This window comes from Nitrospirota bacterium (genome assembly GCA_004296885.1).
In the GTDB taxonomy this organism is placed as follows: Bacteria; Nitrospirota; Nitrospiria; order Nitrospirales; family Nitrospiraceae; genus SYGV01.
This window is the reverse complement of sequence record SCVN01000016.1, coordinates 318,362-344,162: the sequence shown is the minus strand read 5'-3', so window position 1 is coordinate 344,162 and position 25,801 is coordinate 318,362. Positions and strand designations below refer to the sequence as shown.

Here is a 25,801-nt window from a genome sequence, read left to right as displayed (position 1 = left end):
ATGAGACCGAAGATCCTGATCGTGGACGACGATCCGGACATCGTGACGATTCTGCGCGATCGCCTGGACTCGCTGGGTTATGAGACCTGCACCGCGTCGGACGGGTTGCAGGGGCTGGAACGGATCGAGCGGGAGCAGCCGGACCTGATCTTGCTGGATCTGGAAATGCCGCGGCTATCCGGTCTCGAGCTGCTCAAGCGACTGTCCCAAAACAGGCAGCAAGTCCGCGAAGGCGCCGATGTGCCGGTCATCGTCATGACCGCCTACGGCACCATCACGAAAGCCGTCGAGGCCATGAAGGAAGGCGCCTACGACTTTCTCGCCAAGCCCATCGAAGTGGACCATTTGTCCATTGTGCTGCGGAAAGTCCTGGAGCGGGAATCGCTCAAACGGCAGGTGGCCTGCCTCAGGACCGAAGTGGACAGCCGCTATGCCGGCATCATCGGCACCAGCCGGGTGATCACGGAGGTCATGGACCTGGCCCGGCGGGCCGCCAATTCGGACGCCAGCGTGCTGCTGCTCGGCGAGAGCGGCACCGGCAAGGAACTCTTCGCGCGCTCCATCCACCAGTGGAGCCCGCGCCGCGCCATGCCGTTCGTCGTCATCAACTGCGTGGCCCTGACCGAGACCCTGCTGGAAAACGAACTGTTCGGCCATGAGCGGGGCGCCTTCACCGGCGCCGACCGCCAGCAGAAGGGCAAAATGGAGATGGCCGATGGGGGCACGGTCTTTCTGGACGAGATCGGCGACATGCCGCTCTCGCTCCAAGCCAAGCTGTTGCGCTTTCTGCAAGACCACGAGTTCCACCGGGTCGGGGGCACCCGCCTCGTCCGCGTCAACATCCGGGTGATTGCCGCCACCAACAAGGATCTCAAGCAAGCCGTCCGGGCCGGCACGTTCCGGGAGGACCTCTACTTCCGCCTCAACGTCGTAACGCTCACCCTGCCCCCGCTGCGGAACCGGCCCGAGGACATTCCGCTGCTGGCCGACTTCTTCCTCGCGCGGCACGCGCGCGAAGCCAAGCGGCCGCACCTGCGGCTTTCGGTCGAAGCCCTGGACGCCATCACGCAGTACGCCTGGCCGGGCAACATCCGCGAACTGGAGAATGCCGTGGCGCGGGCCGTGGTGCTGAGCCCGCAGGAGGTGATTCCGCCCCAATACCTGGGCCTCTCCGTTTCCGACGGGCCGCCGGCATCGGACGGAGAAGGCCGGACGGACGACGACGACAGCCTCCCCTACCACGAATCCATGGAGCAGCACAGCCGGTTCATCATCCTCCGAGCCCTTCGGCAAACCAACGGCAGCCAAACCAAGGCGGCGGAGCGGTTGAAGCTGCAGCGCACCTATCTGGCCCGCCTGATCAAACAGAAGGGCCTCTCGGAACCCAAGCCATCCTCGAGTTGATTACCTCCCTTCTTGACTTATCTGCTAGGATAGCTGTCAGCTTTCAGCGCGAAGATCCGGAGCCGATGGCTGATTGCTGAGAGCTGATTACTGGAGTTCATGATGGCCATCGATCCCGTCTGCGGCATGACCGTGGATGAACAGACAGCGCCGGCGAAGGCCGTCCACAAGGGCACGACCTATTATTTCTGCGCGCCTGGCTGCAAGCGGACGTTCGAAGCCGATCCGGAGGCGGTGCTCGCGCGGGGCCACCAGCCCATGGTCCCGGGGGTGCCGGTGCAGCTGGTCACACTCACGCCGCGACGGCCCAAACCGGAGTCGGGTTCCGGCCAGCAGCCAGCAGCCGCCAAGTCGGCCGCCGAAACCCTGACGATTCCCATCGAGGGCATGTCCTGCGCCTCCTGCGTCGCCAAGATCGAGCAGGGGCTCGGCGCCCTGCGGGGCGTCACCAAAGCCTCGGTCAACCTGGCCACGGAGCAGGCCACGGTGGACTACCTACCGGCCGTCGTCAGCCCGGCCGACATCCACCAGACCATCAGCAGCCTCGGCTACAAGCCGGTCACGCCGACAGCGATGGAGGGATCGAAGCAGGCGGGCTCATTCGAGCGAACCGACCGGGCCGAGCGGACCGACCCGGTGGAACAGCGTAAACAGGCGGCCTACCGGACGCTCAAGCGACGCAGCCTCATCGCCGCCTCATTGGCCGTCCCGGTCATGCTGTTGGGCATGTCGGAACATCTCGGCCTGCCTCTTTCCCTCTCCACCTCCTTTTGGCTCCAACTTTTGTTGGCCACGCCGGTACAGTTCTGGGCCGGATGGCAGTTCTACCGGGGGGCCTTTGCGGCGGCGCAGCACGGGTCCACCGATATGAATACCTTGATCGCGGTGGGAACCTCGGCGGCATACCTGTACAGCCTGGCCGCGACTCTCAACCCCGCATTCTTCACAGCCGGCGGCCTTACGCCCACCGTCTATTTCGATACGTCGGCCACGATCATCGTGCTGATCCTGTTCGGACGCCTGCTGGAAATGCGGGCCAAGGGCCGCGCTTCGGAAGCCATCCGCAAGCTCGCCGGCCTCCAGCCCAGGCGGGCCAGGATCATCCGGAATGGACGCGAAGAGGAGATCGCGATCGAGGACGTGCAAGTCGGCGACCTGGTCATCATACGCCCCGGCGAGAAGATTCCGGTGGACGGGATCGTGCGCCAAGGGGCCTCGGCCGTCGACGAATCCATGCTCACCGGGGAAAGCCTGCCGGTGGACAAACAGCCGGGCGATCCGGTCGTCGGCGCCACGGTCAACCGGAGCGGCAGCCTGCGGGTGGAAGCCACCAAAGTCGGCCGGGACACGGCGCTGGCCCAGATCATCAGGATCGTGGAAGAGGCCCAGGCGGCCAAGCCTCCGTTGGCCAAGCTGGCCGACCGCATCGCCGCCTTCTTCGTGCCGACCGTCATCGGCGTGGCGGCGCTCACCTTCGCGTTGTGGCTCCTGTTCGGACCGCCGCCGGCCCTCACCCATGCGCTCGTCAATTTTGTCGCCGTCCTGATCGTCGCCTGTCCCTGTGCGTTGGGGCTTGCCACGCCGACATCCATCATGGTGGGCCTGGGCAAAGGCGCCGAATTCGGCATCCTGCTGCGCGGCGGCGAAGCCTTGGAGCGGGCGCACCAACTCACCACGGTGGTGCTGGACAAGACCGGGACGCTGACGCGAGGAGAACCGTCCGTCACGGCCGTGGTCTCCTTGAACGAGGGCTGGACCGCCGAACAGGTCATCAGCCTGGCAGCCTCGGCGGAGCGTGACTCGGAGCATCCGGTCGGACAGGCCATCGTGCGGCATGCACAAGCCAAGGGACTGCCCCTGGAAGAGGCCCGTGACTTCACCGCCATCCCCGGACACGGGATTCGCGTCACCGTGGGCGGGCCGGACCATTATCAGGCCCTGTCTCTCGGCAACCTGCGTCTGATGGAAACGGATGGGGTTCCGGTCGATGCGGAAGCGGAAAAAGCCTTCGACCAGCTGGCCGCCGCCGGATTGACCCCCATGTACCTGGCCGCCAGAGGCGCGCACCGCCAGGGCCATCCATCCGGCTCGGCCGACGCGGCGCAGACGAACGGGACCGGCAAGGTCCTCGGCCTCATCGCCGTGGCCGACCAGCTGAAAGACCATGCCGCCGAGACCGTGGAGGCCTTGCGCCGGATGGGCCTGGAAGTCATCATGCTGACCGGGGACAATCAACGAACCGCAAAATCCATTGCCTATCAAGCCAAGATCGACCAGGTGCTGGCGGAGGTCCTGCCCGATCAAAAGGCCCGCGAGATCCAGCGGCTTCAATCAGCCGGCAAGGTGGTTGCGATGGTCGGAGACGGAATCAACGACGCACCGGCCCTGGCGCAAGCCGACGTGGGAATCGCGCTCGGAACCGGTACGGACGTGGCCATGGCGGCGGCCGACGTTACCCTCGTGCGGGGAGACCTGCGGGGCGTCGTCACGGCCATTGCCCTGTCCCGCGCCACGACCCGGAACATCAAACAGAACCTGTTTGCCGCGTTCATCTACAATGTCCTGCTGATTCCCGCCGCCGCCCTGGGCCTGCTGAGTCCGATCTGGGCGGCCGCCGCCATGGGACTCTCCTCCGTCAGCGTCGTGAGCAACGCCCTGCGGCTGCGCAAGTTCAGCCCCACTCAGGGGAGGCATTAAAAACTCCGCCCCGGGATCGCGTCCACCCAACGTAAACAGATCCAAGGGAAAACGATGTACACTCTGTCTCACGCGACACCTGCATGAGACTATATGAGACTATAAAGTGTCTCTTGCGACACATACCACCGATTCTCAGCCCCGGATTCTATTGACATCAGCAAACTGCAATGAGTATTCTCCCCCAGCTTCATCGGCATAGGAATTGCACCATTGCAAATTGAACATGCAAAAATTCAAAACTCTCCTCGTTGAAAATTTCGAGCGCATGTTCGTAGTGGTGACCCTCACCATCACGATCGCCATCAATTACTTCCTCCCCTACAAAACAGCCTTTCTGAACTTTTACTTTCTGGCCATCATCATGGCCGGGTACTACCTGGGACGACGGCAGGCGGTCCTGGGAGCGTTTCTGTGCATCCTGGTCGTCGGCGTCTATGTCGTCCTGGCTCCGGAGTCGTTCAAGCAGGAGCGGAGCGACCTCGACCTCTACCTGACCATCGCCACCTGGGGGGGATTCCTCATCCTATCCGGCGCGGTGGTGGGCCAACTGCACGAGAAACTCACGCTTGAAGTGGCCGCCGGCAAAGAATTGAACGTGAATCTGCAGCGCCAGCAGGAAGAACTCCGCCAAGCCAACACCGCCCTGCAGGAATACTCGGAAAGCCTCTCCACGCTGAACCGCAACCTGCAGGTGCAGCAGGACGAACTCTCCAGAACCAATATCACCTTGACGGAGCGCACCGAAGAATTGGAGCAATCCAAACGCTCTATCGAATCCCTGAAGGCGAAGGTGGAAGAAACCCTCTATGCGACGATGGATTCCTCCGTCGTCAACCTGCTCATCGAAGGCCGGCTGCGGAACGAAAAACGCACGGTCAGCATCATGTTCACCGACCTCGTCGGGTTTTCCTCCTATTCGGAAGAGAAGCCGCCGGAAGTCGTCATCCGCGAGCTCAACCGTTTCATCGGGGACATGGAGCCGCTCCTGATGGCCTACCACGGGCACATCGACAAGTACATGGGCGACGGCATCATGTGCGAGTTCGGCGCCCCGTTGGAATGCGAAACCCATCGCCTGCTGGCCGTGCTGGCCGCCGTCAAGGCCCAGGAGAAGATGGCCAAGCTGAGCTACCCGTGGAAGATGCGCGTCGGCATCGGGACCGGTCCCATGATCACGGGGTTGATCGGCTCCAAGCGGCAGACCTTCACCGCCATCGGCGACGTCGTCAATGTGGCTTCGCGGCTGGAACAGGCCTGCGCACCGGAGCATGTCCTGATCGATCGCGACACCTACAATGGGGTCAGCCATCTCATTGAGGCGCGGAAAAAGCGGGACCTGCCGAGCAAGGACGGGATCAACCCAGAGAGGGAACAGGAGTTGGAGGCCCTCCACGAGCAGACCGCCGGCAATCCCCAAGACGCCATGCTCTACTCCCGCATCGGCCAGATTCACTTGGAGCTGAACGAGCCGGCGGAAGCGCTTTTCTACTTCGAGCGGGCGCTTGACCTGGACAAAGGCAACAAAGATTTCAAGGTCGCCTATGCCGAAGCCGGCATGAAAATGCGCGAGTTGGAAAAGATCAGCGTGCGGGGCAAACGGCAACGCGTCGAAGCCTTCGAAGTGGTCGGCATCAAGGACATCCTCCTCAACCGCGAGAAGATTCCGCAGAGTTTTTACCAGGACTTTGCGCAGGCGACGAGCCTGATCACGATTCCATCCGACGTCATCCTGCCTGTGGAAGCGCTGGATGGGAGCCTCGGCCATTCCAAGGTGGTGGCCCTCATCGCCTACGCCATCGCCAACGCGTTCGGCCTCCCCGACAAGGACAAGCTGGACATCATGCACGCCGGATTCATGGCCGACATCGGCAAGGAGATCATTCCCCACTACATCCTGAACCGCGGCGGCAGCCTCAGCAAAGGCGAGTTCGACATGGTCCGGATGCACACCTCCGAAGGGGTGCGCATCATGCGCAAGATGGGGTATGAGAACGACGCCATCTTGCAGATCGTCCTTCACAGCCACGAGAACTTCAACGGCTCGGGCTATCCCAACGGCTTGAAGGGCGAGGATATCCCCATCGGGTCCCGCATCGTGGCCGTCGCCGATGCCTACGACGCGCTCACCAGCAAGCGTCCCTATCGGGACTCCTGGGAGCGCCACGCCGCGTTGGATGAAATCGGCCGGGGCGTCGAGACCGGCCTCTATGATCCACAGATGGTCAAAGCCTTGGAACGAATCATGAGCTGACCATCAGTTCATCGACGGAGCCCAACCACCACGGGGGACCGACTATGCATGCGCCCAACATCATCGTCCCCGATATTGTGCCCTACCTCTTCGCCGTCCTGACCCTCCTACTTCTGTGGGAGTTTCACGAAATCCAAGTCAATGCCGGCCGCATCCTGGCCGTGGACCTCTGGGACCGTTCCGGAATCCGTCTGTTCATCCATATCACCCCCTGCGACGGCCGGACTTGCCCCGCCTGCCTGGCCACCTACGGCTTGGCTTTCCTGCCGATCACGGCAGCCAGGAAGAAGGAATTCACCTCCCCGCGCGACCGCTGCACGAATCCGTCGGGCTGCCGGTGCCTGCTGGTGGGACTCTACGGTTCGTGGCCGGAGGCGAGAGCGTTGCTGAAGCGGCTCCAGGACCAAGGCAAGTCCAATCCCAAACCCATCCTGCTCACGACGCCTCAGTTGATCGCCATCGCCAAGGGCCCCTGGGAACAGAGCCTCAGCGCGGCCATGGACCGGGTGTCGGTCCACATGCTGGAAGCCGTACACGAAGAAAAGCCCCACCCCGACGTGGCCATTTTCAAATATCAGTATGTGATCGCCAACGCCAAGACGGACCGGGATCTCGCCTTCGTGATCCCCGCGTACCTGCGCCTGACGGACCTGCTCGAGCAACATGGCCGCTACAAGGATGCATTGGAGTGCATCGACCGGTTCGAGCAAGCCTATGCCCCAGGAAAACTGGCGGGGCACTTTTCCCCCACACCGGCCCAGCGTGGCGTCGTCGCCGACCGGAAAACCCGTCTACGGACCGTCGGCGCCTAGCTCCGCGCGCCGCCAAAATCCGCGTTTTGCTTTGTTTGCGCCGGACCCTGTGGTACAGGAAGGAACAGATTCGGACCACTGTACAAGGGGCGCTCCGCATGCCGCACGTCACGCTGCCGGATGTCTTTCCTTACCTGCTGGCCATCCTAGGGCTCCTGCTGCTCTGGCAACTGCACGATATCCAGGTCCGCGCGGGTCGCATCAAAGTCGCCAGCGCGATGGATCGCTCCGGCATCCGGTGGTTCTTACACGTCACCCCGATGGACACCCACGCCTGTGTGGCCTGCCGGACGGCCAACGGCATGGCGTTCCTCCCGAGCATCGTCGCGACGAAGAAATTTCGGCCCTCCGCTCAAACGTGCACGAACGCGGCCGGATGCCGATGTTTGTTGGTGGGACTCTCCGGAAGCTGGCCGGAGGCGGAACGGGTGCTGGCTCAACTGAAAGCGGGCGGGGGCAGAGTCCGGCTCTCACCGGAGCAGATACAGAAACTCCTCGCGGAAGCCCAGGCCAAAGGCGCCGGCATCGCCGCCGATCAGGTATCGGTCGGCATGCTGTTCGCGCTGCAGGCCGAAGGCCGTCAACCTCAAGCGGCGATCGACGCCTACCGCCAGGTCCTGGACCAGGCCAAAAAAGAACGGGACGTACCGCTACTCGTCCCCACCTACCTCCGCCTGGCGGATCTGTTGGAGCGGACGGGACAACAGGCCGACGCCCTCGAGGTCACGGACCGCTTTTTGAGCGCCTACAGCGGCAAGCCGGGCGTGCCCCAACCGGCTCACGCGCCGACGGAAGACCAGCGCACCTTCATGTCGCTCCGCAAGACCCGCCTGATGGCCGTCGCCAGGCGCTAGGCTGAGCGCCACGTCCCATCCCCCTCAGCCGGCCCCAGGTCCATACCGAGCCGCCAAGGAGATGGCGCCTGTTTCCACGTCCCGCTGGGCCTGCGCATACCGTTCCGGCGTGCCGACATCCGACCAATAGCCGGTCATGCGGTAGCCCAGGATGCGCTCGCCCCCAGCGATCGCCCGGACATAGGCCTCGATGATGGATGAGTCGCGGCCCACCGGCACCTCGCGCAACAGGCGGGGATGCATGACATGCACACCCGCAAACATCAGCCTCTGTGTCAGACCATGTCCCTTTCGGCCCCGCCCGTTGATCGACAGAACCTGCTGGGCCTGATCCACTTCCACTGGCCCCCACCGCTCCGCCTCCGGGTCTTCGCGCAGCACCATGGTCGCCAGAGCGCCCCGTTCGCGATGTGTCGCCATCAGCGCGCCCAGGTCCAGTTCCAACAACGTATCCCCGTTCAGCACCAGGAAGGATTGGCCTTCGAAGAAGGGCTCCGCCTGCTTGATGCCGCCGCCGGTGCCGAGGATGACCGGCTCACGCGAATAAGTCAGGCTGAGCCCGTATGCCGCCCCGCTTCCCAACGCCTGCTCGATGAGATGCCCCAAATGGTGCAGATTGATGAGCACCTCGGTCACGCCGTACCGGCGCAGCAGCAGCAAGTTCCAAACGATTAAAGGGGTGCCGGCGACCGGCAGGAGCGGCTTGGGCCGGGTATCGGTCAGCGGCCGCAGACGCGTCCCGAGCCCGGCCGCGAGGATCATCGCGCGCATTGTGAATCGTGAATGGTAAATGCTTGAAGCCCGGATCATGATGTCGGTTGTGTGGCCGCTACCTTTCACTGTTCGCGATTCACATTTCACAGGTCACTGTAATTCGGGGACATAGGCGGCTAGTCTCTTGCGGAGCGACGCCGTTTCCGGATACTTGGCCAAGTTGCGGCGCACGTAGCCGAGCGTGCGGGGAATGTCGGCGAGGAATTTCGGATTGCCTTTCACTTGATCGATGTAGACAAAACGACCGGCGGCTTTGAGGTTACGCTGGATGCTGGTCAGGTCGAACAGGCGCATGAACGTCAGCCGGTCCAGCGGGGCGCCGGCCTTGGCCCGTCCTTCCAAATACCGGATCACCAGTTCCGCGATCAGCTCCTCGTCCAAAGCCACGTAGGAGTCGCGTAACAGCGACGCCAAGTCGTAGGTGGCCGGCCCCATGAGCGCATCCTGGAAATCGATCACCCGGAGACGCCCCTCCCGCACCATCAAGTTCCGGCTGTGGTAATCCCGATGCGTGAAGACCTGCGGCAAGCCGGCCAATAGCCCGGCCACCTTCTGCATGTCGTTGCGGATCGCCTGGCGATCGGCTTCGGGAATGAGCCGCCCGTTCCGTTTTTCAATCCCATATTCGATGAAATGGTCGAACTCCCACATGAGCAAGGGCACATCGAAGGCGCGCCCGAACGCCACACAGGCAGGCTCCGGGGGAAAGGTCGCCTTGAGATGCAGGTTTACCAGCACGTCCACCGCATAACGGTAGAACCCCGGCGTCTGGTCGCCGGCTCCGTTCTCGCAGGCCTGCGCCAGGGTGACATCGCCCAAGTCCTCCAGGTACAGAAGCCCGGCTTCCTGATCGTAATGGTAGAGCTGGGGCACAGGCACCTGGGCCTGGATCAAATGCCGGTGCACGTTCACAAACGGCAGTTCGGTCGGGGGCGCAGCGCCGCCGCTCACGGCCTCCTCCGATTGCTTGAACGCCTCCGGCTCGGCCAGTTGCATCAGGACCAGAGAGGGAAAGGTCCCGGCGCCGAGCTGGATGCGGAAATACCGCCGGTTCGAGGCGTCGCCGGCCAGCGGTGCCAGCGCCTTGAACTGGGCGTGAAAGGGCAATCGGGTGCGAACGGTTTCGGCAACTACGGCTTCGTCCGGCGGAGCCTGCGGCGGCTTGGGTACGGAAGGATCAGCGGCGGTCATGGCGGCGCATTATACCGAGGCGGGGAAAGCTTGTCACGGAGGACCGTCGGGCGGAACAACGCGGCTACGGCTCGACGAATCGGCGCCACAGCGACGAGACGACCGATGCGCCGGCCCCGTCGGCCAGGACGTCCCAGGGGCTGGGCTCGCGGAGCGGCACGAAGGCCTGGTGGATTTCGTCCGTGATCCCATAACCGGTGGAGGCGAGGATCGCCAGGAACAGCGCGAACCGGGCCGCACGCGGGCCTGAACCGAAGCGGAAGGCGCGATAACAGAACAGACCCAAGAGGCCGAACTCGGCGGCATGGACCGCCTTGTCCCCCAAGAATTCCAGCCACCACATGGCCGGCCCGGGCGGGCTGGACTGGGCGGAGAGATAGAAAATGAGCCCCGCATAGGCCGCCACAGGAACCCAATACCGGGAGATCCAACCGGCGTGGTTCGCGGCTTCCGGGGAAACAGCCTCCTGATCTGCCATGCACACTCCTTGCGCCGGGTCACGCTTCTTATAGCCGATCCATGCCTATCCCGTCATCATGGTCCCTTAGTTGCAACCCCCTCCCCCCTGTGACATACTTTGCGGCTCATCACCATGAAAACCATCCAGCTCTGCTTTCTCTGGCACATGCACCAACCGTATTACACGGACCCGGTGGCGGGCTCCGCCTCCATGCCCTGGGTCCGGCTCCACGCGATCAAAGCCTATTTCGACATGGCCTACCTGATCGAGCAGTTCCCGAACCTCAGGGCCACGTTCAACTTCACCCCTTCGCTCCTGGCCCAATTGCAGGAGCTGACGTCGGGCACCGTCCGGGACCTGTTTCTGGACTATGCTCAGAAGCCGGCGGCGGACCTCACCCCGGCGGAACGGGCCTTTCTCGTGCGCCACTTCTTCGCCGCCAACTGGGCCACCATGGTCCGGCCCTTTCCCCGCTACCACGAATTGCTGGTCAAGCGCGGCACCCACATCCAGGGACAGGACCTCACCGGCCTGGCCCGGCAGTTCTCGATCCAAGAGCTGCGCGACCTGCAAGTCTGGCACAATCTGGCCTGGTTCGGATACGGCACGGTGCGGCGCCACCCACGCCTGGCGGCCTTGCGCAAAAAGGACCGTGGCTTCACCGAAGAGGAGAAGCAGGAGGTGCTGGGCCTCCAGTTGCAGACCGTCGCCGAGATCATCCCTCTGTATAGGAAGCTGGCCTTGTCCGGTCAGATCGAGCTCACCACGAGCCCCTTCTACCATCCCATCCTACCGTTGCTGATCGACACGGACCAGGCCAGGCGCGGGAGGCCCGACACGGCCCTGCCGCAGCGGCTCCAGGCCCCAGCCGACGCCGAAGCCCAGGTCCAGCAAGCCGTGGCGCTGCATCGGGACCTGTTCGGATCGGCTCCGGCCGGCCTCTGGCCGTCCGAAGGTTCGGTCTGCCCGGAACTGATTCCGATCCTGCGACGGGCCGGCTTGCAATGGACCGCGACGGACGAAGGCATCCTGGCCCGCTCGCTGGGCGACTGGGATCGGGGCCGGGACTTGTACCAGTCTTACCTGGCGGGAGAGCCGGGAAACGAACTGGCGCTCGTCTTCCGGGACCGGGAGATTTCGGATGCCTTCGGCTTCATCTACTCCAAGGCCGCGCCGGAGGCAGCCGTGGAAGACGTGGTGCGCCGGATCAGCAGCATCGCCGAACAGGCTCCCGGCAATCACCTGCTGCTGCCGATCATCCTGGACGGTGAAAATCCCTGGGAACATTATTACGACGGCGGGGAACAGTTCCTGTCCGGTCTCTACCGGGCGCTGGACAAGGGGACCATCGGCCAGGCACTCGTGACGACCGACACGATCAGCAACGCCCTCGCCAGACAGCGCCCGACCAGGCGGCTCGAGCATCTGCACTCCGGCTCCTGGATCAACGCCGACTTCGGCATCTGGCTGGGGCACCAGGAGGACAACCGGGGCTGGGACCTGATCAAGGAGACCCGCCAGCGACTGGTTGAGGTCGCCGACTCCCTCGCGCCGGACGCCGCGCGCGGCGCCTGGAGTGAGCTCTATGCCGCGGAAGGCAGCGATTGGTTCTGGTGGTACGGCGACGACTTCGAAACCGACTATAAGGCCGAGTTCGACCGGCTGTTTCGGACCCATCTGCGCAACGTGTTTCTCCGTGCCGGGCTCCCCGCGCCGGACTATTTAAACCACCCCCTCTTCGGACTGCCCGAACCCCATCCCTCGCATGATCCGGTGTGCCTCCTGGAGCCGACGATCGACGGGCTGGTCACGAATTTTTTTGAATGGCGCGGGGCCGGCTCCATCGACCCGGCGCCGCCGCTGGGCGCCATGTGGAAGTCCAGCCGGCTGTTTGCCTACCTTGGATTCGGCTTCAGCCTGGACCGGCTCTTCCTCCGGTTGGATCAGAACGACGAGGCCATGGACAAGCTACACGACGCGGCCATCGAGGCGCATGTCCTGACCAGACTCACCGCCTACAAGCTGGTCTTTCCCCTGGGCCTGCCTGCCGCCACGGCCTGCACGCTCTGGTCGTCAGGCCAGTCCGGCGGACCGGGGATGGGATTCTCGGATCAAGGCCCCTGCGGCACGGCCTGCCGGCGCACCATCATTGAGTTGGCCGTCCCGCTGAAAGCCCTGGAACTCCAGGCAGGCGACCAGTTTCGAATGAGCCTGGTCGTCACGCAAGGAGGGCTCGAAATAGACCGGTATCCCCGGCACCACCCCCTGACCCTGACCGTTCCGGACGCGGACTATGAGGCCCGCATGTGGAAGGTCTGACCCGCCATGGCAATTCGCTTCTAGCGCTTCGCCAAAGACAGAGGTACAATGAGCGTCCGGCTTCGGCCATCCGCTATCGGCCATATACTCTTGTGAGGAACCATGCCTGACCTACGCCGTGATTCCATCGTCGGGCGCTGGGTAATCATCTCGACCGACCGGGCCGGGCGGCCCCGCGACTTCGTCCACCACGAGCCGGTGCGGCCGGTCTCGACGGGCCTCTGTCCCTTCTGTCCAGGCCAGGAGCGACTCACGCCCAAGGAAATCCTCGCCTACCGGCCCCAGGGCGGCGAGCCCAACATGCCGGGCTGGACCGTGCGGGTTGTGCCGAACAAATTTCCCGCCCTGCAGGTGGAAGGCGAGATGGGCCGGGAAGGCGTCGGCATGTACGACCGCATGAACGGCATCGGCGCCCACGAAGTCATCATCGAGACCCCGGACCACAAGGACATGCTGGCGGACTTGGCGCCCAAGCGGATCGAGGACGTGCTCTGGGCCTATCGCGACCGGATCGTGGACCTCAAGCGGGATCAGCGGTTCCGGTACATCCTGGTGTTCAAAAACCACGGACCGGCGGCCGGGGCCACGCTGGAACATACCCATTCGCAACTGATCGCGCTGCCGGTCACCCCCACCAGCGTGTTGGCGGAGATCGACGGCTGCCGCACCCACTACCAGCAGAAAGAACGGTGTATCTACTGCGACATCATCCGGCAGGAACTCTCCGACGCGGAGCGGATCGTGGCGGACAACCAGGAATTCATCTGCATCACGCCCTTCGCGCCCCGGTTTCCCTTCGAAATGTGGATCCTGCCCAAACGGCACGCCGCCTATTTCGAAGAAAGCCAGAAGACCCAATTCGAGCTGCTCGCGCGCATCCTGTCGGAAGCCTTGCGGCGCATGGACAAGGTCCTCTCGCACCCGGCGTACAATTTCGTGCTGCACACCTCTCCGCTGCACGAGAAAACCGGCGAGTTCTATCACTGGCACATCGAGCTGATTCCCAAGCTGACCCAGGTGGCCGGTTTCGAATGGGGCACCGGCTTCTACATCAACCCGGTCACGCCGGAGGAAGCAGCCAAGTTCCTGCGGGAGGCAGAGATCTAGGGTGGTGAACCGTGAAAGGTGATACGTGAATGGTATAGAATGGCCATTGATCCGGATTGCGCCTTTCACTATTCACCATTCGCTATTTACCATTCACCATGATCGTGAAACTCAGCCATCCAGAGCGCCAGGTGGAGATCAAAGGCCCCAAGCGCGTCAAGGACTTGCTGCGCGACCTGAATCTGGTCGTGGAAGCCCATCTGGTGATCCGCGGGGACGATCTGGTCACGGAAGACGAATTACTGAAAGACGAGGATCAGGTGGAGATTCGCCCGGTGATTTCAGGAGGCAGTTAGAAAGTCGAAAAGTCATAAAGTCTTCTCCTCAAGCCGACTTTCGGACTTGCTGACTTTCAGACTTTGATACAGATCATGAACTGCAAAAAATGCAAAGTCAAAGCGGTGATCGGGCTGCCCCGCCACAATGCCGCCTTCTGCAAAGCCTGCTTCAACGAGTTCGTCCTGGAGCAAGTCATCCGCGCGATCAAAGGGGAGCGGATGTTCGGCCGCGACGATCGCATCCTGGTGGCCGTGTCCGGAGGCAAGGATAGTCTCGCCCTCTGGGACATCCTGCTCAAGCTGGGCTACAAGGCCGATGCCCTCTACGTGGACCTGGGCATTCCCGGCTACTCGACCACGTCGCGCGAGAAGGTGCAACAGTTCGCCGACGGCGTCGCCCGCACGCACGAGGCGAAACTGCTGATCCACAAGGTCGAGGAGGAGGAAGGGGCCGGCATCCGCGAACTGGCCGACCTGATCCACCGTCCCACCTGCTCGACCTGCGGCACGATCAAACGCTACCAGTTCAATCGGGCCGCGGTGGAGCAGGACTATGACGTCATGGCGACCGGCCACAACCTGGACGACGAGGCCTCCCGCCTGCTGGGCAACGTCCTGCACTGGCAGGAGGAATATCTGGACAAGCAAGGGCCCAGCCTCCCCGCCTCGGTCGAGGGGTTCGCCAAAAAGGTCAAGCCGCTGTACCGGCTCTCCGAACGGGAGGTCGCGGCTTACTCGGTCCTGAACCGGATCGACTACATCGTGGATGAATGTCCCATGGCCAAGGGCTCCAAGATGCTCCTGTACAAGGAAGTGCTGAATCGCCTGGAAACGGAATCGCCGGGCACCAAGCAGGCCTTCTACTGCGGTTTCCTCGAAAAACAGGCCAGAGCCCTTCAACAGGGCTCAGGACAGGCCCAGCCGGCCCCCGCGTCGATGGCCGAGAAAGATCGGGCGACCCTCCACCCCTGCGCGACCTGCAGCCAGCCCACCACCGCCGAGATCTGCTCCTATTGCAAGATGATGGCACGGGCCAAGGCCGGTTCGACCCGGTAGCATCCTGTTCGCTCCGGCCCCCTGCGCGCATTTCGCCGCCCACCCTTGAAAAGCCCCGCACAAGGACTTAAGCTGCAAGGCAGGTGCGACGGCATGAGAAAGGTCCTTCATGGCGACTACTGAACGTGATTATTATGAGATCCTGGGCGTCGCTCGAACCGCGACTCAGGACGACATCAAGAAAGCCTACCGCAAGCTGGCCCGCCAGTATCATCCGGACCTGCACGGGGGCGCGCGGAAGGCCGAGATGGAGAAAAAGTTCAAGGAGCTGAACGGGGCCCACGAGGTCCTGGGAGACCCGGAGACCAGAAAAAAATACGACCGGTACGGACATCGCTGGCAGGAAGCGGAGGCCTACGAGAAGGCCAGGCAACAGGCCGGCGCCGGCGCAGGAATGGGCGGCCGGCCCGGCTCGACGGAGGGCGGGCAGGACTTCGGCGACATTTTCGAGTCCCTCTTCGGCCGCCGGTCGCAGCCTCGCGGCGGGTCGGGTTTCCGCGGATTCGCGGTCCAGGGCGAGGACTTGGAAACGGATGTTCACCTGACCTTGCGCGAAGTGCTGACGGGCATGACCAGACGCCTGAATCTCACGGAGCCGATCCCCTGCGCCACATGCAGCGGCACGGGCCGGCAAAAAGGCCGCCCCTGCCAGACCTGCGGAGGAACCGGGAGCCGCACCGAGACCAAAACCATCGAGGTGCGCATCCCCGCCGGCGTCCAGGACGGCACCCGTGTCCGGGTCGCGGGCAAGGGACAGCAGGGCATGAACGGAGGCAAGCCCGGCGACCTCTATCTGCGCGTGATCGTCGAGTCGGACCGGGTCTTTCGCCGCCAGGGCAGCGACGTGCATGTGATCCTTCCCGTCTGGCCCTGGGAGGCGGCCCTGGGCGCTGAGGTCCTGGCTCCGACGCTCACGGACCCGGTGCGCGTCAAAGTCCCGGCCGGCAGCAAGGCGGAGGGCAAGCTCCGCCTCAAGGGCAAGGGGCTTCCGGCCGCATCGGGAGGGCATGGAGACTTGTTTTTCACGCTCCAGATCGTGATGCCCGGTTCGATTGCTGAGGAGGACCTCAAACTCTACGAGCAACTTGGACGCAGTCCCCACCAGGACCCGCGCGCCGATCTCCTGCGTCAGACAAACCGGGGGTGAGACGGAAGGCCGAGAGGATGGAATTCAAGCCGTGCTGAAGCTCATGGAATATGCCCTCTTCGCCTTCGGGTCGCTGTTCGTGATCGTCGACCCGATCGCCGCGGTACCGGCGTTCCTGGCCATGACCGCACGGGATTCGGTGTCCCAGCGGCTGCACATCGCGCAAGTGGCCTGCCTGGCCGCGGTGGGATTTCTGGGCACCTTCGCGCTGATCGGGCAGACCCTGTTCAAAGTCATGGGCATCACCCTGCCGGCCTTGCAGATCGCCGGCGCTCTGATCCTGCTGCTGATCGCGCTAGACATGTTGCGCGCCCAGCGGTCCGCCGTGCAGGAAACCGCCGAGGAGACCGCCGCCGGCGCCGACAAAGCCGACGTGGCCATCACGCCGCTGGCCATGCCGATGCTGGCCGGCCCGGGGGCCATTTCGACGATCATCCTGTTGGACGCCCAAACCCACGGCTTGGGCCAGCGGATGGTGTTGTTGGCTTGCCTCGTCGCCGTCGGGCTGGCAAGCTATATCACCTTCGCCCTGGCCAGCCACGGGGCCAGATGGCTCAGCCCCATCGCGGAAAAGATCATCACCCGCTTCATGGGCCTGTTGCTGGCGGCCTTGGCCGTGCAGTTCATGATCAACGCCCTCAAGGCGGACGGCGGACTCTTGGGCCGCTGACCTCGTTGGAACCCAACACAAGGAGGTGTCATGATGACATGCAATCTGGGCCTCACCGAGCGGACAATCCGGGTTATAGTGGGGGGGACCCTGGTGACCATCGGCTATCTGGCCGATATCTCCGCAGGCGCCGTGATTGCCATCTACCTGGTGGGCGCCATCGCCCTGGTAAGCGGGATCACCGGATTCTGTCCGGCTTGGAAACTGCTGGGCATCAACACTTGCGCGACCAAGGAAGCAGCGAACAATCCATGACCGATTGCAACCGAAGGAGGAGACGATGCTGATCAGAATACTGGGCAAGACGGTGCTTATCGCAGCTCTGCTGGGGCTCGGCCTGCAGCCGGCCTGGGCGGACGGCGGCTACGGCCACGGCAAGGAGAGCGGCGGAAAACATGGCTGCTGTGGAGAGCACGGGCACGGCTACGGTATGGGCGGACACCATGCCAGCACGGGACACCTGCTCCGTGGCCTCTTGCAGTCCCAGAAAGAGATGGGGCTGACGGACGAGCAAGTCGCCAAGCTGAAAGCCATTCAGCTCGACTTGGATAAGACCCGCATCAAGGCCGAAGCCGACATCATGGTCGCAGAACGGGAACTGCAAGCCTTGACCGAAGACGACAAGACGGAGCTGTCCGTCATCGAGGACAAGATGAAGCAGGCTGAGTTGCAGGAAGTGGCCCTCCGCATCGCGGCGATCAAAGCCCGGCGAGATGCGATGGCCCTGCTGACACCGGAACAGAGCCAGCGGGTCAAGGCGGTCCATGAGGCGATGATGAAGAAATACAAGGACGGACCCAAAGAAGGGCACAAGGACGGCGGCATGATGAAAGGGCATGGAGCCGCGCAGGGAGAGAAGAAGGACGCGGAAAAAACGGAGCCCAAACACTAAACACTGGACGAGGAGCAGAAGCCTGCTCCCGCCCGATGACGAAGGAGGCAGGATCATGACAGCAACGGGAAAATTGACGACCGGCTTGGCCCTGTTGGTCGGATCATTGTTGGTGTTCGGCGGACCGGCCTGGAGCGGCAGCAAGGACAAGAAAGAAAAGGACGAAACCAAGGAAGCGGTGGAGATGTCCAAGACCGCCAAGGTCACGGTCGAGCAGGCGATCAAGACGGCCCAGGAAAAAGTGGCCGGCAAGGTCATCGAAGCCGAGCTGGAGCGCAAGCACGACAAGACCGTCTGGGAAGTGGAGATCGCCGGCGCCGACGACACGGTGACGGAAGTCCACATCGACGCGGACAGCGGCGCGGTGATCGACACGGAGATGAAGGGCGCGGAGAAGAAAGAATCCAAAGGCAAGGGCAAAGCCAAGAAGGACTAGGCCGTGAGGCCGGCGCGGAGCGATCGACATGGCTCCGCGCCGGCCTCGTGCGCATAAACCGATGTCTCTGCAGCTCTACCACGCTCGCGTTGATCAGATCAGAAACCTCACGCACGACGTACGGGAGATCGGCCTCCGGCTGACCGATCCGGCGGAGATCCACTTCAAGGCGGGCCAATTCGTCTCGTTCGACGTGCCCCACCCCACGTTTCCCCGCCCCGCCACCCGCGCCTATTCCATCGCCTCCCCGCCCAGCCAGAAGGGCCGCATCACCCTGTTGCTCAACCTGATTCCAGGCGGCCCCGGTTCGACCTACCTGTTCGGCCTGAAAGAAGGGGACGAGACGCAGTTCAAGGGACCGGCCGGCTCGTTCTACTTGAAAGAGGACGGCCAGCGCGACTTGTTGTTCGTCGCCACCGGCACCGGCATCGCCCCCTTCCGCTCCATGCTCGACCACCTGCTGGAAAGCGGCTTTTCGCGCTCGGCGACCCTCTACTGGGGACTCCGCAGCCAGAAGGACCTCTATCACCAGAAAGAATTCGAGGCCCTGGCCACACAACGGCCCAATTTCCACTTCATCACGACCCTCTCCCGACCGGAGCCAGGCTGGATTGGGACGACCGGTCGCGTCACCAAACTGGTCGCGGAACGGGTCTCGTCGGTCACGAACCTGTCCGTCTACCTCTGCGGCAACAGCGGGATGATCGGCGAGGTCTCCTCGCTCGTCACCCAAAAGGGCCTCTGCCCGATCCGCAAAGAGAAGTGGTACGACGACGCAGGCAAGGCGGACCCTGACTGATCGCCACCCTCTGCCCTGAGCCACGATCCGGATATTGACCCTTCCCCCTCTCCTGTGCGACAGTTCTTCCGCGGGCCATTCATACGCCATAGGCAAGAGGAGCAAGAATGACGGACATCAGACACAAGAGCCATGACCTTTTGGACGGTCCCGGCCGGGCCCCCGCCCGCGCCATGCTCAAGGCCGTCGGCTTCACCGACGAAGACCTCACGAAACCGCTGGTGGGCGTCGCCAACACCTGGATCGAGGTCATGCCTTGCAACTACCACCTGCGCAGACTGTCGGAGCGGGTGAAAGCCGGCATCCGCGAGGCGGGCGGCACGCCGATCGAGTACAACACCATCGCCGTCTCCGACGGGATTTCCATGGGCACGGAAGGGATGAAGGCCTCGCTGATCAGCCGTGAGGTCATCGCCGATTCCATCGAGCTGGTCGCGCGCGGCCACTTGTTCGACGCGGTCGTGGCCCTCTCCGGCTGCGACAAGACGATTCCCGGCACGGTGATGGCCCTGGCCCGCTTGAACGTCCCCTCGCTCATGCTCTACGGCGGCTCCATCATGCCCGGCCAGTTTCAGGGTCACAACGTGACGATCCAGGACGTGTTCGAAGCGGTCGGGCGCCATGCCTCCGGCAAGATGAGCAATGCCGAATTGAAAGACTTGGAAGACCATGCCTGTCCCGGCCCCGGCGCCTGCGGCGGCCAGTTCACCGCCAACACCATGGCCATCGCCTTCGAGTTTCTGGGCATCTCCCCCATGGGCATGAACGGGGTCCCGGCCATGGACAGCCACAAAGACGACGTCGCCTTCCGCTGCGGCCAGATGGTCATGGACTTGCTGAAACAGGACCTGCGCCCGCGCAAGATCATCACGCGCAAGTCCATCGAGAACGCCATCGCATCGGTCGCCACGACCGGCGGCTCGACCAACGCCGTGCTGCACTTGTTGGCTGTCGCGCGGGAAGCGGGCGTGAAGCTCACGATCGACGACTTCGACAAGATCAACCGGAAGGTGCCGCTGCTCGCGGACCTGAAGCCGGGCGGTCGCTTCACGGCCTCGGACCTCTATGCGGCCGGCGGCACCACGCTCGTCGCCAAGCGGCTGTTGGATGCGGGCATCCTACACCCCAACCAGCCGACCGTGACCGGCAGGACCATCGGCGAAGAAGCCAAGAGCGCGGTTGAAACACCAGGCCAGCAAGTCCTTCGGCCCCTGTCCAATCCGCTCAAGGCGACCGGCGGTCAGGTCATTCTCAAAGGGAACTTGGCGCCGGAAGGCTGCGTAGTGAAAGTCGCCGGCCACTCGATGATGACGTTCCGGGGTCCGGCCAAGGTCTATGACCGGGAAGAAGACGCTTTCGCCGCCGTCAAAGCCGGGCGCATCAAAGCCGGCGATGTGGTCGTGATCCGCTATGAAGGGCCGGCGGGCGGGCCGGGCATGCGCGAGATGCTGGGCGTGACCGCGGCGATCGTGGGCGAAGGGTTAGGGGATTCGGTCACGCTCCTGACCGACGGACGGTTCTCCGGAGCGACACATGGCTTGATGGCCGGGCATGTGGCTCCAGAGGCAGCCAAGAAGGGGCCAATCGCCGCGCTCAAGAACGGCGACATGATCGTGTTCGATATTGCCAAACGCCGGCTGGACGTGGAGCTGACGGCCAAGGAGATCAAGGCGCGCCTCTCAAAATGGAAGGCGCCAGCGCCGCGCTACACGATGGGCGTTATGGCCAAGTACGCCCGGCATGTCTCGTCGGCATCCGAAGGGGCGGTCACAAGCTAGAAGCCAAGACCACGGCTGACGAACGGCTACTCGGAATTAGGAGTGGGTGACGAAGGGCGGCCGGATTCGGAAAGGTCTTAGAGGGGTACGGTGGCCGTTCGCTTCCGCACCTCTCGGAACGACCCTTCCGGCCTTTGCCAGGCGGAAGCCTTCGGAAATTCCCTCGCGGACTCGGTCAGTTTCCGCTTTCCTTCCTGGCAAAGTCTCGGTGGGTACCCCGCTCCTTCAGTGAAGTCGCTCACAACCACCGTGCCCCTCTACGCGCAGCCAAAAATAAAAAGAGAGTATACGGGGACAGGCCGCCGATGGGCCTGTCCCCGTTTTGGGAAGCAAATAACGGCTCCTTGCAACCTCTCAGACTCTACTTCTTAATAACTTCAACGATCTTTTCATCCTTACATAAGTATGTATCCACCAGCGAAGTGAAATTGCTGAATTTATCCTCGCTCGGAGCGTCGAGTATCAAAGCGATGACGCGCAATTGATGTTGCAGATGCCTTGCTAATTGGCCGAAGAGTCGATCGTACTCGCTTAACTGCGGGTCCTTTTTGATTTCAACGGCATGCCTCTTGTTGATCAGCAAATCAAAATTGCTTTCCCCAAACTCTTCATTCACCGTGTATCCAAGGGATTCCAAATGTCTCCTTAGCTCGATTTTATACTCGCCCTCACTATTTCTTCGCCTACCCGGCGACCACGATCTGATATTACTAATGAGCTTCTCAAACTCACGGTCTCGCTTTTCGGCTTTAACTTTCGATTTCGCAGATGATTCGTTGATATAACCTAATACCTTCTCGTAGCCTTTGACTTGATTATTTTGAATCCATTCTGTGAATTTCGAGGGGAATTCAGACCATTTTATAAAGTGCGGCCTTCGTTCTAAACCAGAAATGGAAGGCTTAAAGTGGCGTTCAATCCAATCTGAAGAGTTAGGCAGCTCTTCCAATTCGAGCGCCAAATCTCCATACTGCCTCATTATTTTTTCGGTCGGTGTTTTTTCAAGATTTAATTTATTGGCTTCGTCGCCGCATTCCTCTTGTAATTTCGTGTAGGCATCTCTGCCATACAGGCCAACTAATTGCCTCTCATGAATTCCAGCAAACTTGAAGAAGTCTTTCTTTTTTGGAATTACCTCGTGCTGTTTTTTGTATTCGTTATACTTCTGGATGCAATCGTCTTTGGATATCATTATGCCCACCGATGGAGTTCTGATGGCGCTAGCGTACGAGTATGCTGATCGACATACCTTGTCGATGCCGACCATCAATTGACGAGTCATTCTTATTTTGTTCTATGGACTTGTCAACGCTATCGATACACGGGGCTGAGAATTCAGCAAATCGGGGACAGGTCCATTGGCGACCTGTCCCCGACACCCTCTCTCTTCGGACGCGGATGGAAGAGATGGGCAGGAGGCTTTCGCCACGGCGAGAATCGGGACACAGGAAGACGGAGAGGACGCCGCTCGCCGTTCTTCTATTCCGATGAGGCGAGCAGCCAGTAGCATGGTGACGGCGGCACAATGGCACCATCGCATCGTGGCGAAGCCGACGCTGCCCGACCTTCCCAAGCCGCGGTATCTTTGCTCCGGAGGTGCGGAGGCAAGACGCCTCAGCACACCCGCCCTCTCCCTTCGCCAGCCAAGACTGGATTGGACTGTTCGGCAGGCGGAAATGCGACGCAACGGGCCAGTCTACTCCCGCCCTTTTCCAGCGAGGCATTGTCTGCAAGCTTCTTGACTCCTTCTCAACTGCCTACTACACTGAAGCCACGATGAAACGCACACGGGTACACAAACCAAACGGCGCGGCCGCTCAGTCACGGGGAAGGAAGCGCCTGGCCAAGCCCCGCGCACCGAAGCCGATCTGGGATGAGATTTTAGCTATCGCCCACCAAATTCCAGCGCCGGATTTCGCAAAACTTCCCACCGATCTCTCTGCCAAGCACGATCACTACCTCTACGGAAGCCATAGGCCTTGAAGCAGGTCTTTGCCGACACGGCATATTGGATCGCCCTCACTAACCCTTTCGATCAACACCACGCAGCCGCGGTCGAAGCCTCATCGTCGCTCGGCCAAGTCCGTCTGATTACCACCGACGCCGTTCTCACGGAATTTTTGAATGCCTTGGCCGACAGTGGAGTCAACATCCGCGCCCTCGCCATCAGAACAGTCGAGACCATCCTGAACAATCCGATGGTCAAAGTTCTTCCGCAAAGCCGAGCCTCCTTCAACAGCGCTTTTGCCTTATACAAAGCCAGACCCGACAAAGGCTACAGCCTGACAGACTGTCTCTCCATGACCGTCATGCGCAAACACCGCCTTTCGCTCGTCCTGACATCTGACCGGCACTTTGAGCAAGAAGGGTTTGTCGCGCTCATGCTTACACGCCCGAGGCGATAGCTCTCTCGGCTGGACTCCAGAACGAGCGCGCAAGCGGTCTAGCCCGCCCCGCTCTTTCATTTGGCTTGGACGGACGGGATATGCAGCCCGTTCGACCTCGCTTCTAAAAGGATGTGTTGTGGCGCGAACGGGCATGCCATCCCGCCTTATCAATTCTCGCTCGCCACTATTCGGTTGACCCGCGTCCCGCTTTCGGCGCAGGATGGTTCAAAATATGACGAGTCCTGCTGAATCACAACCAATCATGAGCACGACAAGGGAGGAACGAGTGATGGCAACCAAATTCATCGGACCGATGGTCATGGCCGCATGCCTGGCGCTGAGCGTCGGCTGTGCGGAAATGTCTTCTGAGGAAGTGGGACAATCTTCTGGGGGGGCAACGCCTTCCGTGGCCAGCGCCCGAACCGGGATCGGAGCTATGGCGGCCGGCGCCGTCGGGGACACGCTGCAAGCCTGTCAGGCAAGAATCCCATCGGATGCCAGCGCCGGACAGCGCATGATCGCCGAACAAAGCTGCGGACGGGATCAGGGCGATCGCAAATTGATCCAAGCCGTGCCCGGCCGCTAAACAGTCACTTCTGCAAACCAGCCGCAGAGCACAAAACAGAACGGGGCCGGCCTTCACACGCCTGGCCCCGTTTCATTGCGCCTTCTTGAAATCCTTTGCCGTTGACCGTTCCGCTTGCCGTTTAGCCCAGCTTCTTGGCCAGCGCTCCGTCCACCGACCAGCGGCCGGCACCTGTGATCATCAGCGCGGCGCAGATCGCGATCACCAGCAGATGGTACTCATAACCCTCGCCAGCTTGCTTTCCAAACCAGTTCATGAAGAACCCGTTCGGCAGGTGGGTCGTGACGATCGCCCCGAGCATGATGACCGTCAGACTGGCCGCCGTGAAGCGCGTCAGCAAGCCGACCAGCAAGGCCAGGCTCCCGAAGGATTCGCCGATGATCACGAGAAAGGCAACGATCCAGGGCAAGTGCATGGTCTCGGTGAAAAAGCTCATCGTGCCGGAAAAACCGAATCCCCCATACACACCCAGCAGCTTCTGCGCCCCGTGGGGAAATATGACCAGCCCCAGCATGACCCGCAAGACCAGACTCGCCCAACCTTCATCCGTCTTGAGCAGGCACTCTATTGCCTTCATCTCGCACCTCCCCAGTTTGTCCCGACCCCGGTCCCCTCTTAAAGTCTCTGTTAGTTTAATACTACCTAGTAGTTTATCAAGGCGCAATCATTCGTCCGGCGATCGGCGCCTCTATCCGGTTGAATTCTTGCGGGAAACTGGAATCGGCTGGACGGTCAGCGCTGGTCGTAGAACGCCTTGACCGACTCGACGACGTAGGCCAATTGCTCGTCGCTCAGCTCGGCGAAGATGGGCAGGGACAGGACGTCCGCCGCAGCCTGCTCGGAGACGGGGAAGTCTCCTTTCTTGTGGCCGAGGAACCGGTAGCAGTCCTGCACGTGCATGGGGATGGGATAATAGATTTCCGTCCCGACGCCCTGCTCCTTGAGGAAATCCTTCAACTCGTCCCGCCGTTGCGCGCGGATCGTGTACTGGTTGAAGACGTGGTAGTTGCCCGGCTGGGTCACGGGCAGGGTGACGCGATCCAGCAACCGGGCTTCGGTGAACAGCCGCTCATAGCGCGTCGCATTGCGCCGGCGCCCTTCGGTCCACCGATCCAGGTGATTCAGCTTCACCCGCAGGACGGCCGCCTGCAAGGCGTCCAGCCGGCTGTTGATCCCGATCTGCTCGTGCACGTAGCGGACCCGGCTCCCATGCACCCGCAGCATGGCCAGGGCATCGTGGAGCTTGGCGTCGTTCGTGGTGATGAGGCCCCCGTCTCCGAACCCGCCCAGGTTCTTGGAGGGGAAGAAGCTGAAGCAGCCCGTGTCTCCGAGCACGCCGGCCTTGATGCCGTTCTGCATGGCGCCGATGGCCTGACAGGCGTCTTCGATCACGGCGAGCTTCTTGCGCTTGGCGATCTCGTTGATCGCGCCCATCTCGGCACATTGTCCGAACAGGTGCACCGGAATGATGGCCTTGGTTTTGGCCGTGATCTTCCGCTCGATCTGCTGCGGGTCCATGTTGAAGGTGTCCGGACGGATGTCCACGAAGACCGGTGTGGCGCCGAGTCGGGACACGGCTCCGGCCGTGGCAAAGAAGGTGAACGGCACCGTGATGACTTCATCCCCCTGCCCGACACCCAGGGCCATCAAAGACAAGAGAAGCGCATCGCTGCCGGACGCGACCCCCACCGCATGGGACACGCCGACATACGAGGCCAGGGCCTGCTCCAACTCCACGACGCGGGAGCCCAGGACAAACGCCTGCTCCTCGCAGGTGGTTTCGACCACGTCCATGACCTCTTTTTTGATCCCGCGAAACTGCGCTTTTAGGTCCAACAGGGGAACGTTCACCGACGACTCCATTCATTCATTGTATGCTTGTCCGATATGATGAGGTGTT

The 25,801-nt window shown here is 62.2% G+C and carries 24 protein-coding genes; 18 read left to right on the top strand and 6 right to left on the bottom strand.

The genetic code is table 11. The features are described 5' to 3' along the window. The 5 genes from EPO61_10680 (at window position 1) to EPO61_10660 (ending at window position 8,021) form a co-directional block, all read left to right on the top strand. Window positions 1–1,404, top strand: a complete 1,404-nt coding sequence (locus EPO61_10680) for a sigma-54-dependent Fis family transcriptional regulator (protein TAJ08544.1) — start codon at window positions 1–3, stop codon at window positions 1,402–1,404. A gap of 102 nt (window positions 1,405–1,506) precedes the next feature. Next, window positions 1,507–4,101, top strand: coding sequence for a heavy metal translocating P-type ATPase (locus tag EPO61_10675; GenBank protein ID TAJ08595.1), 2,595 nt, complete (start codon window positions 1,507–1,509; stop codon window positions 4,099–4,101). A 226-nt stretch (window positions 4,102–4,327) separates the two neighbouring features. Beyond that, window positions 4,328–6,355 carry an HD domain-containing protein gene (locus EPO61_10670; GenBank protein ID TAJ08543.1) on the top strand — a complete coding sequence of 676 codons (2,028 nt, stop codon included), beginning with the start codon at window positions 4,328–4,330 and terminating at the stop codon, window positions 6,353–6,355. 44 nt (window positions 6,356–6,399) lie between these two features. Next, on the top strand, window positions 6,400–7,167 hold the full coding sequence (locus EPO61_10665) for a hypothetical protein (protein ID TAJ08542.1): 768 nt from the start codon (window positions 6,400–6,402) through the stop codon (window positions 7,165–7,167). Between the two features lie 98 nt (window positions 7,168–7,265). Continuing rightward, on the top strand, window positions 7,266–8,021 hold the full coding sequence (locus EPO61_10660; GenBank protein TAJ08541.1) for a hypothetical protein: 756 nt from the start codon (window positions 7,266–7,268) through the stop codon (window positions 8,019–8,021). A gap of 24 nt (window positions 8,022–8,045) precedes the next feature. Here the strand turns inward: EPO61_10660 and EPO61_10655 are convergent, their stop codons facing one another. From EPO61_10655 to EPO61_10645, 3 genes are all read right to left on the bottom strand, one after another. Further along, window positions 8,046–8,831, bottom strand: coding sequence for a nucleotidyltransferase family protein (locus EPO61_10655; GenBank protein TAJ08540.1), 786 nt, complete (start codon window positions 8,829–8,831; stop codon window positions 8,046–8,048). Between the two features lie 54 nt (window positions 8,832–8,885). Beyond that, window positions 8,886–9,986 (bottom strand): aminoglycoside phosphotransferase, encoded by a 1,101-nt coding sequence (locus tag EPO61_10650; protein ID TAJ08539.1) that lies wholly within the window; start codon window positions 9,984–9,986, stop codon window positions 8,886–8,888. 64 nt (window positions 9,987–10,050) lie between these two features. Continuing rightward, window positions 10,051–10,464 carry a hypothetical protein gene (locus EPO61_10645; protein ID TAJ08538.1) on the bottom strand — a complete coding sequence of 138 codons (414 nt, stop codon included), beginning with the start codon at window positions 10,462–10,464 and terminating at the stop codon, window positions 10,051–10,053. A gap of 114 nt (window positions 10,465–10,578) precedes the next feature. Between EPO61_10645 and EPO61_10640 the strand changes: the two genes are divergently transcribed. From EPO61_10640 to ilvD, 11 genes are all read left to right on the top strand, one after another. Beyond that, on the top strand, window positions 10,579–12,765 hold the full coding sequence (locus tag EPO61_10640) for a glycoside hydrolase (GenBank protein ID TAJ08537.1): 2,187 nt from the start codon (window positions 10,579–10,581) through the stop codon (window positions 12,763–12,765). A 102-nt stretch (window positions 12,766–12,867) separates the two neighbouring features. Continuing rightward, window positions 12,868–13,872, top strand: coding sequence for a galactose-1-phosphate uridylyltransferase (gene galT / locus EPO61_10635; protein ID TAJ08536.1), 1,005 nt, complete (start codon window positions 12,868–12,870; stop codon window positions 13,870–13,872). 98 nt (window positions 13,873–13,970) lie between these two features. Next, a complete protein-coding gene (locus EPO61_10630; protein ID TAJ08535.1) occupies window positions 13,971–14,168 on the top strand; it encodes a thiamine biosynthesis protein ThiS in 198 nt (65 codons plus the stop codon). A gap of 75 nt (window positions 14,169–14,243) precedes the next feature. Beyond that, window positions 14,244–15,206, top strand: coding sequence for an adenine nucleotide alpha hydrolase family protein (locus EPO61_10625; protein TAJ08534.1), 963 nt, complete (start codon window positions 14,244–14,246; stop codon window positions 15,204–15,206). Between the two features lie 109 nt (window positions 15,207–15,315). Further along, window positions 15,316–16,353 (top strand): J domain-containing protein, encoded by a 1,038-nt coding sequence (locus EPO61_10620; GenBank protein ID TAJ08533.1) that lies wholly within the window; start codon window positions 15,316–15,318, stop codon window positions 16,351–16,353. A gap of 34 nt (window positions 16,354–16,387) precedes the next feature. Continuing rightward, window positions 16,388–17,023 (top strand): NAAT family transporter, encoded by a 636-nt coding sequence (locus EPO61_10615; GenBank protein TAJ08594.1) that lies wholly within the window; start codon window positions 16,388–16,390, stop codon window positions 17,021–17,023. Between the two features lie 33 nt (window positions 17,024–17,056). Continuing rightward, window positions 17,057–17,278, top strand: coding sequence for a DUF2892 domain-containing protein (locus tag EPO61_10610; GenBank protein ID TAJ08593.1), 222 nt, complete (start codon window positions 17,057–17,059; stop codon window positions 17,276–17,278). A gap of 25 nt (window positions 17,279–17,303) precedes the next feature. After that, complete coding sequence (locus EPO61_10605; GenBank protein ID TAJ08532.1) at window positions 17,304–17,915, top strand: hypothetical protein; 612 nt, start codon at window positions 17,304–17,306, stop codon at window positions 17,913–17,915. Continuing rightward, a complete protein-coding gene (locus EPO61_10600; protein ID TAJ08531.1) occupies window positions 17,860–18,351 on the top strand; it encodes a hypothetical protein in 492 nt (163 codons plus the stop codon). Before EPO61_10605 ends, EPO61_10600 begins: the two co-directional genes overlap by 56 nt. Before the next feature lie 28 nt (window positions 18,352–18,379). After that, window positions 18,380–19,150 (top strand): hypothetical protein, encoded by a 771-nt coding sequence (locus EPO61_10595; protein TAJ08530.1) that lies wholly within the window; start codon window positions 18,380–18,382, stop codon window positions 19,148–19,150. 107 nt (window positions 19,151–19,257) lie between these two features. Next, window positions 19,258–20,928 carry a dihydroxy-acid dehydratase gene (gene ilvD / locus EPO61_10590; GenBank protein TAJ08529.1) on the top strand — a complete coding sequence of 557 codons (1,671 nt, stop codon included), beginning with the start codon at window positions 19,258–19,260 and terminating at the stop codon, window positions 20,926–20,928. 361 nt (window positions 20,929–21,289) lie between these two features. Here ilvD and EPO61_10585 read toward each other — a convergent pair whose 3' ends face one another. Further along, window positions 21,290–22,210, bottom strand: coding sequence for a hypothetical protein (locus EPO61_10585; protein ID TAJ08528.1), 921 nt, complete (start codon window positions 22,208–22,210; stop codon window positions 21,290–21,292). A gap of 697 nt (window positions 22,211–22,907) precedes the next feature. Between EPO61_10585 and EPO61_10580 the strand changes: the two genes are divergently transcribed. Both EPO61_10580 and EPO61_10575 read left to right on the top strand, forming a co-directional pair. Then, a complete protein-coding gene (locus EPO61_10580) occupies window positions 22,908–23,333 on the top strand; it encodes a PIN domain-containing protein (protein ID TAJ08527.1) in 426 nt (141 codons plus the stop codon). 271 nt (window positions 23,334–23,604) lie between these two features. Continuing rightward, window positions 23,605–23,901 carry a hypothetical protein gene (locus EPO61_10575; protein TAJ08526.1) on the top strand — a complete coding sequence of 99 codons (297 nt, stop codon included), beginning with the start codon at window positions 23,605–23,607 and terminating at the stop codon, window positions 23,899–23,901. Between the two features lie 121 nt (window positions 23,902–24,022). Here the strand turns inward: EPO61_10575 and EPO61_10570 are convergent, their stop codons facing one another. Beyond that, window positions 24,023–24,478, bottom strand: coding sequence for a DoxX family protein (locus EPO61_10570; protein TAJ08525.1), 456 nt, complete (start codon window positions 24,476–24,478; stop codon window positions 24,023–24,025). Between the two features lie 155 nt (window positions 24,479–24,633). After that, window positions 24,634–25,752, bottom strand: coding sequence for a DegT/DnrJ/EryC1/StrS family aminotransferase (locus EPO61_10565; protein TAJ08524.1), 1,119 nt, complete (start codon window positions 25,750–25,752; stop codon window positions 24,634–24,636). Between the last annotated feature and the right edge of the window lie 49 nt (window positions 25,753–25,801).

What these genes read in the sequence shown, in the direction of transcription:
- EPO61_10600 (TAJ08531.1), top strand. Translation starts at nt 17,860, where the DNA reads ATGGAGCCGCGCAGGGAGAGAAGAAGGACGCGGAAAAAACGGAGCCCA.
- EPO61_10570 (TAJ08525.1), bottom strand. Translation starts at nt 24,478, where the DNA reads ATGAAGGCAATAGAGTGCCTGCTCAAGACGGATGAAGGTTGGGCGAGT.
- EPO61_10610 (TAJ08593.1), top strand. Translation starts at nt 17,057, where the DNA reads ATGACATGCAATCTGGGCCTCACCGAGCGGACAATCCGGGTTATAGTG.
- EPO61_10620 (TAJ08533.1), top strand. Translation starts at nt 15,316, where the DNA reads ATGGCGACTACTGAACGTGATTATTATGAGATCCTGGGCGTCGCTCGA.
- EPO61_10655 (TAJ08540.1), bottom strand. Translation starts at nt 8,831, where the DNA reads ATGATCCGGGCTTCAAGCATTTACCATTCACGATTCACAATGCGCGCG.
- EPO61_10680 (TAJ08544.1), top strand. Translation starts at nt 1, where the DNA reads ATGAGACCGAAGATCCTGATCGTGGACGACGATCCGGACATCGTGACG.
- EPO61_10670 (TAJ08543.1), top strand. Translation starts at nt 4,328, where the DNA reads ATGCAAAAATTCAAAACTCTCCTCGTTGAAAATTTCGAGCGCATGTTC.
- EPO61_10625 (TAJ08534.1), top strand. Translation starts at nt 14,244, where the DNA reads ATGAACTGCAAAAAATGCAAAGTCAAAGCGGTGATCGGGCTGCCCCGC.
- EPO61_10675 (TAJ08595.1), top strand. Translation starts at nt 1,507, where the DNA reads ATGGCCATCGATCCCGTCTGCGGCATGACCGTGGATGAACAGACAGCG.
- EPO61_10665 (TAJ08542.1), top strand. Translation starts at nt 6,400, where the DNA reads ATGCATGCGCCCAACATCATCGTCCCCGATATTGTGCCCTACCTCTTC.
- EPO61_10595 (TAJ08530.1), top strand. Translation starts at nt 18,380, where the DNA reads ATGGCTCCGCGCCGGCCTCGTGCGCATAAACCGATGTCTCTGCAGCTC.
- EPO61_10630 (TAJ08535.1), top strand. Translation starts at nt 13,971, where the DNA reads ATGATCGTGAAACTCAGCCATCCAGAGCGCCAGGTGGAGATCAAAGGC.
- EPO61_10585 (TAJ08528.1), bottom strand. Translation starts at nt 22,210, where the DNA reads ATGACTCGTCAATTGATGGTCGGCATCGACAAGGTATGTCGATCAGCA.
- EPO61_10660 (TAJ08541.1), top strand. Translation starts at nt 7,266, where the DNA reads ATGCCGCACGTCACGCTGCCGGATGTCTTTCCTTACCTGCTGGCCATC.
- EPO61_10640 (TAJ08537.1), top strand. Translation starts at nt 10,579, where the DNA reads ATGAAAACCATCCAGCTCTGCTTTCTCTGGCACATGCACCAACCGTAT.
- galT (TAJ08536.1), top strand. Translation starts at nt 12,868, where the DNA reads ATGCCTGACCTACGCCGTGATTCCATCGTCGGGCGCTGGGTAATCATC.
- ilvD (TAJ08529.1), top strand. Translation starts at nt 19,258, where the DNA reads ATGACGGACATCAGACACAAGAGCCATGACCTTTTGGACGGTCCCGGC.
- EPO61_10645 (TAJ08538.1), bottom strand. Translation starts at nt 10,464, where the DNA reads ATGGCAGATCAGGAGGCTGTTTCCCCGGAAGCCGCGAACCACGCCGGT.
- EPO61_10575 (TAJ08526.1), top strand. Translation starts at nt 23,605, where the DNA reads ATGGCAACCAAATTCATCGGACCGATGGTCATGGCCGCATGCCTGGCG.
- EPO61_10650 (TAJ08539.1), bottom strand. Translation starts at nt 9,986, where the DNA reads ATGACCGCCGCTGATCCTTCCGTACCCAAGCCGCCGCAGGCTCCGCCG.
- EPO61_10605 (TAJ08532.1), top strand. Translation starts at nt 17,304, where the DNA reads ATGCTGATCAGAATACTGGGCAAGACGGTGCTTATCGCAGCTCTGCTG.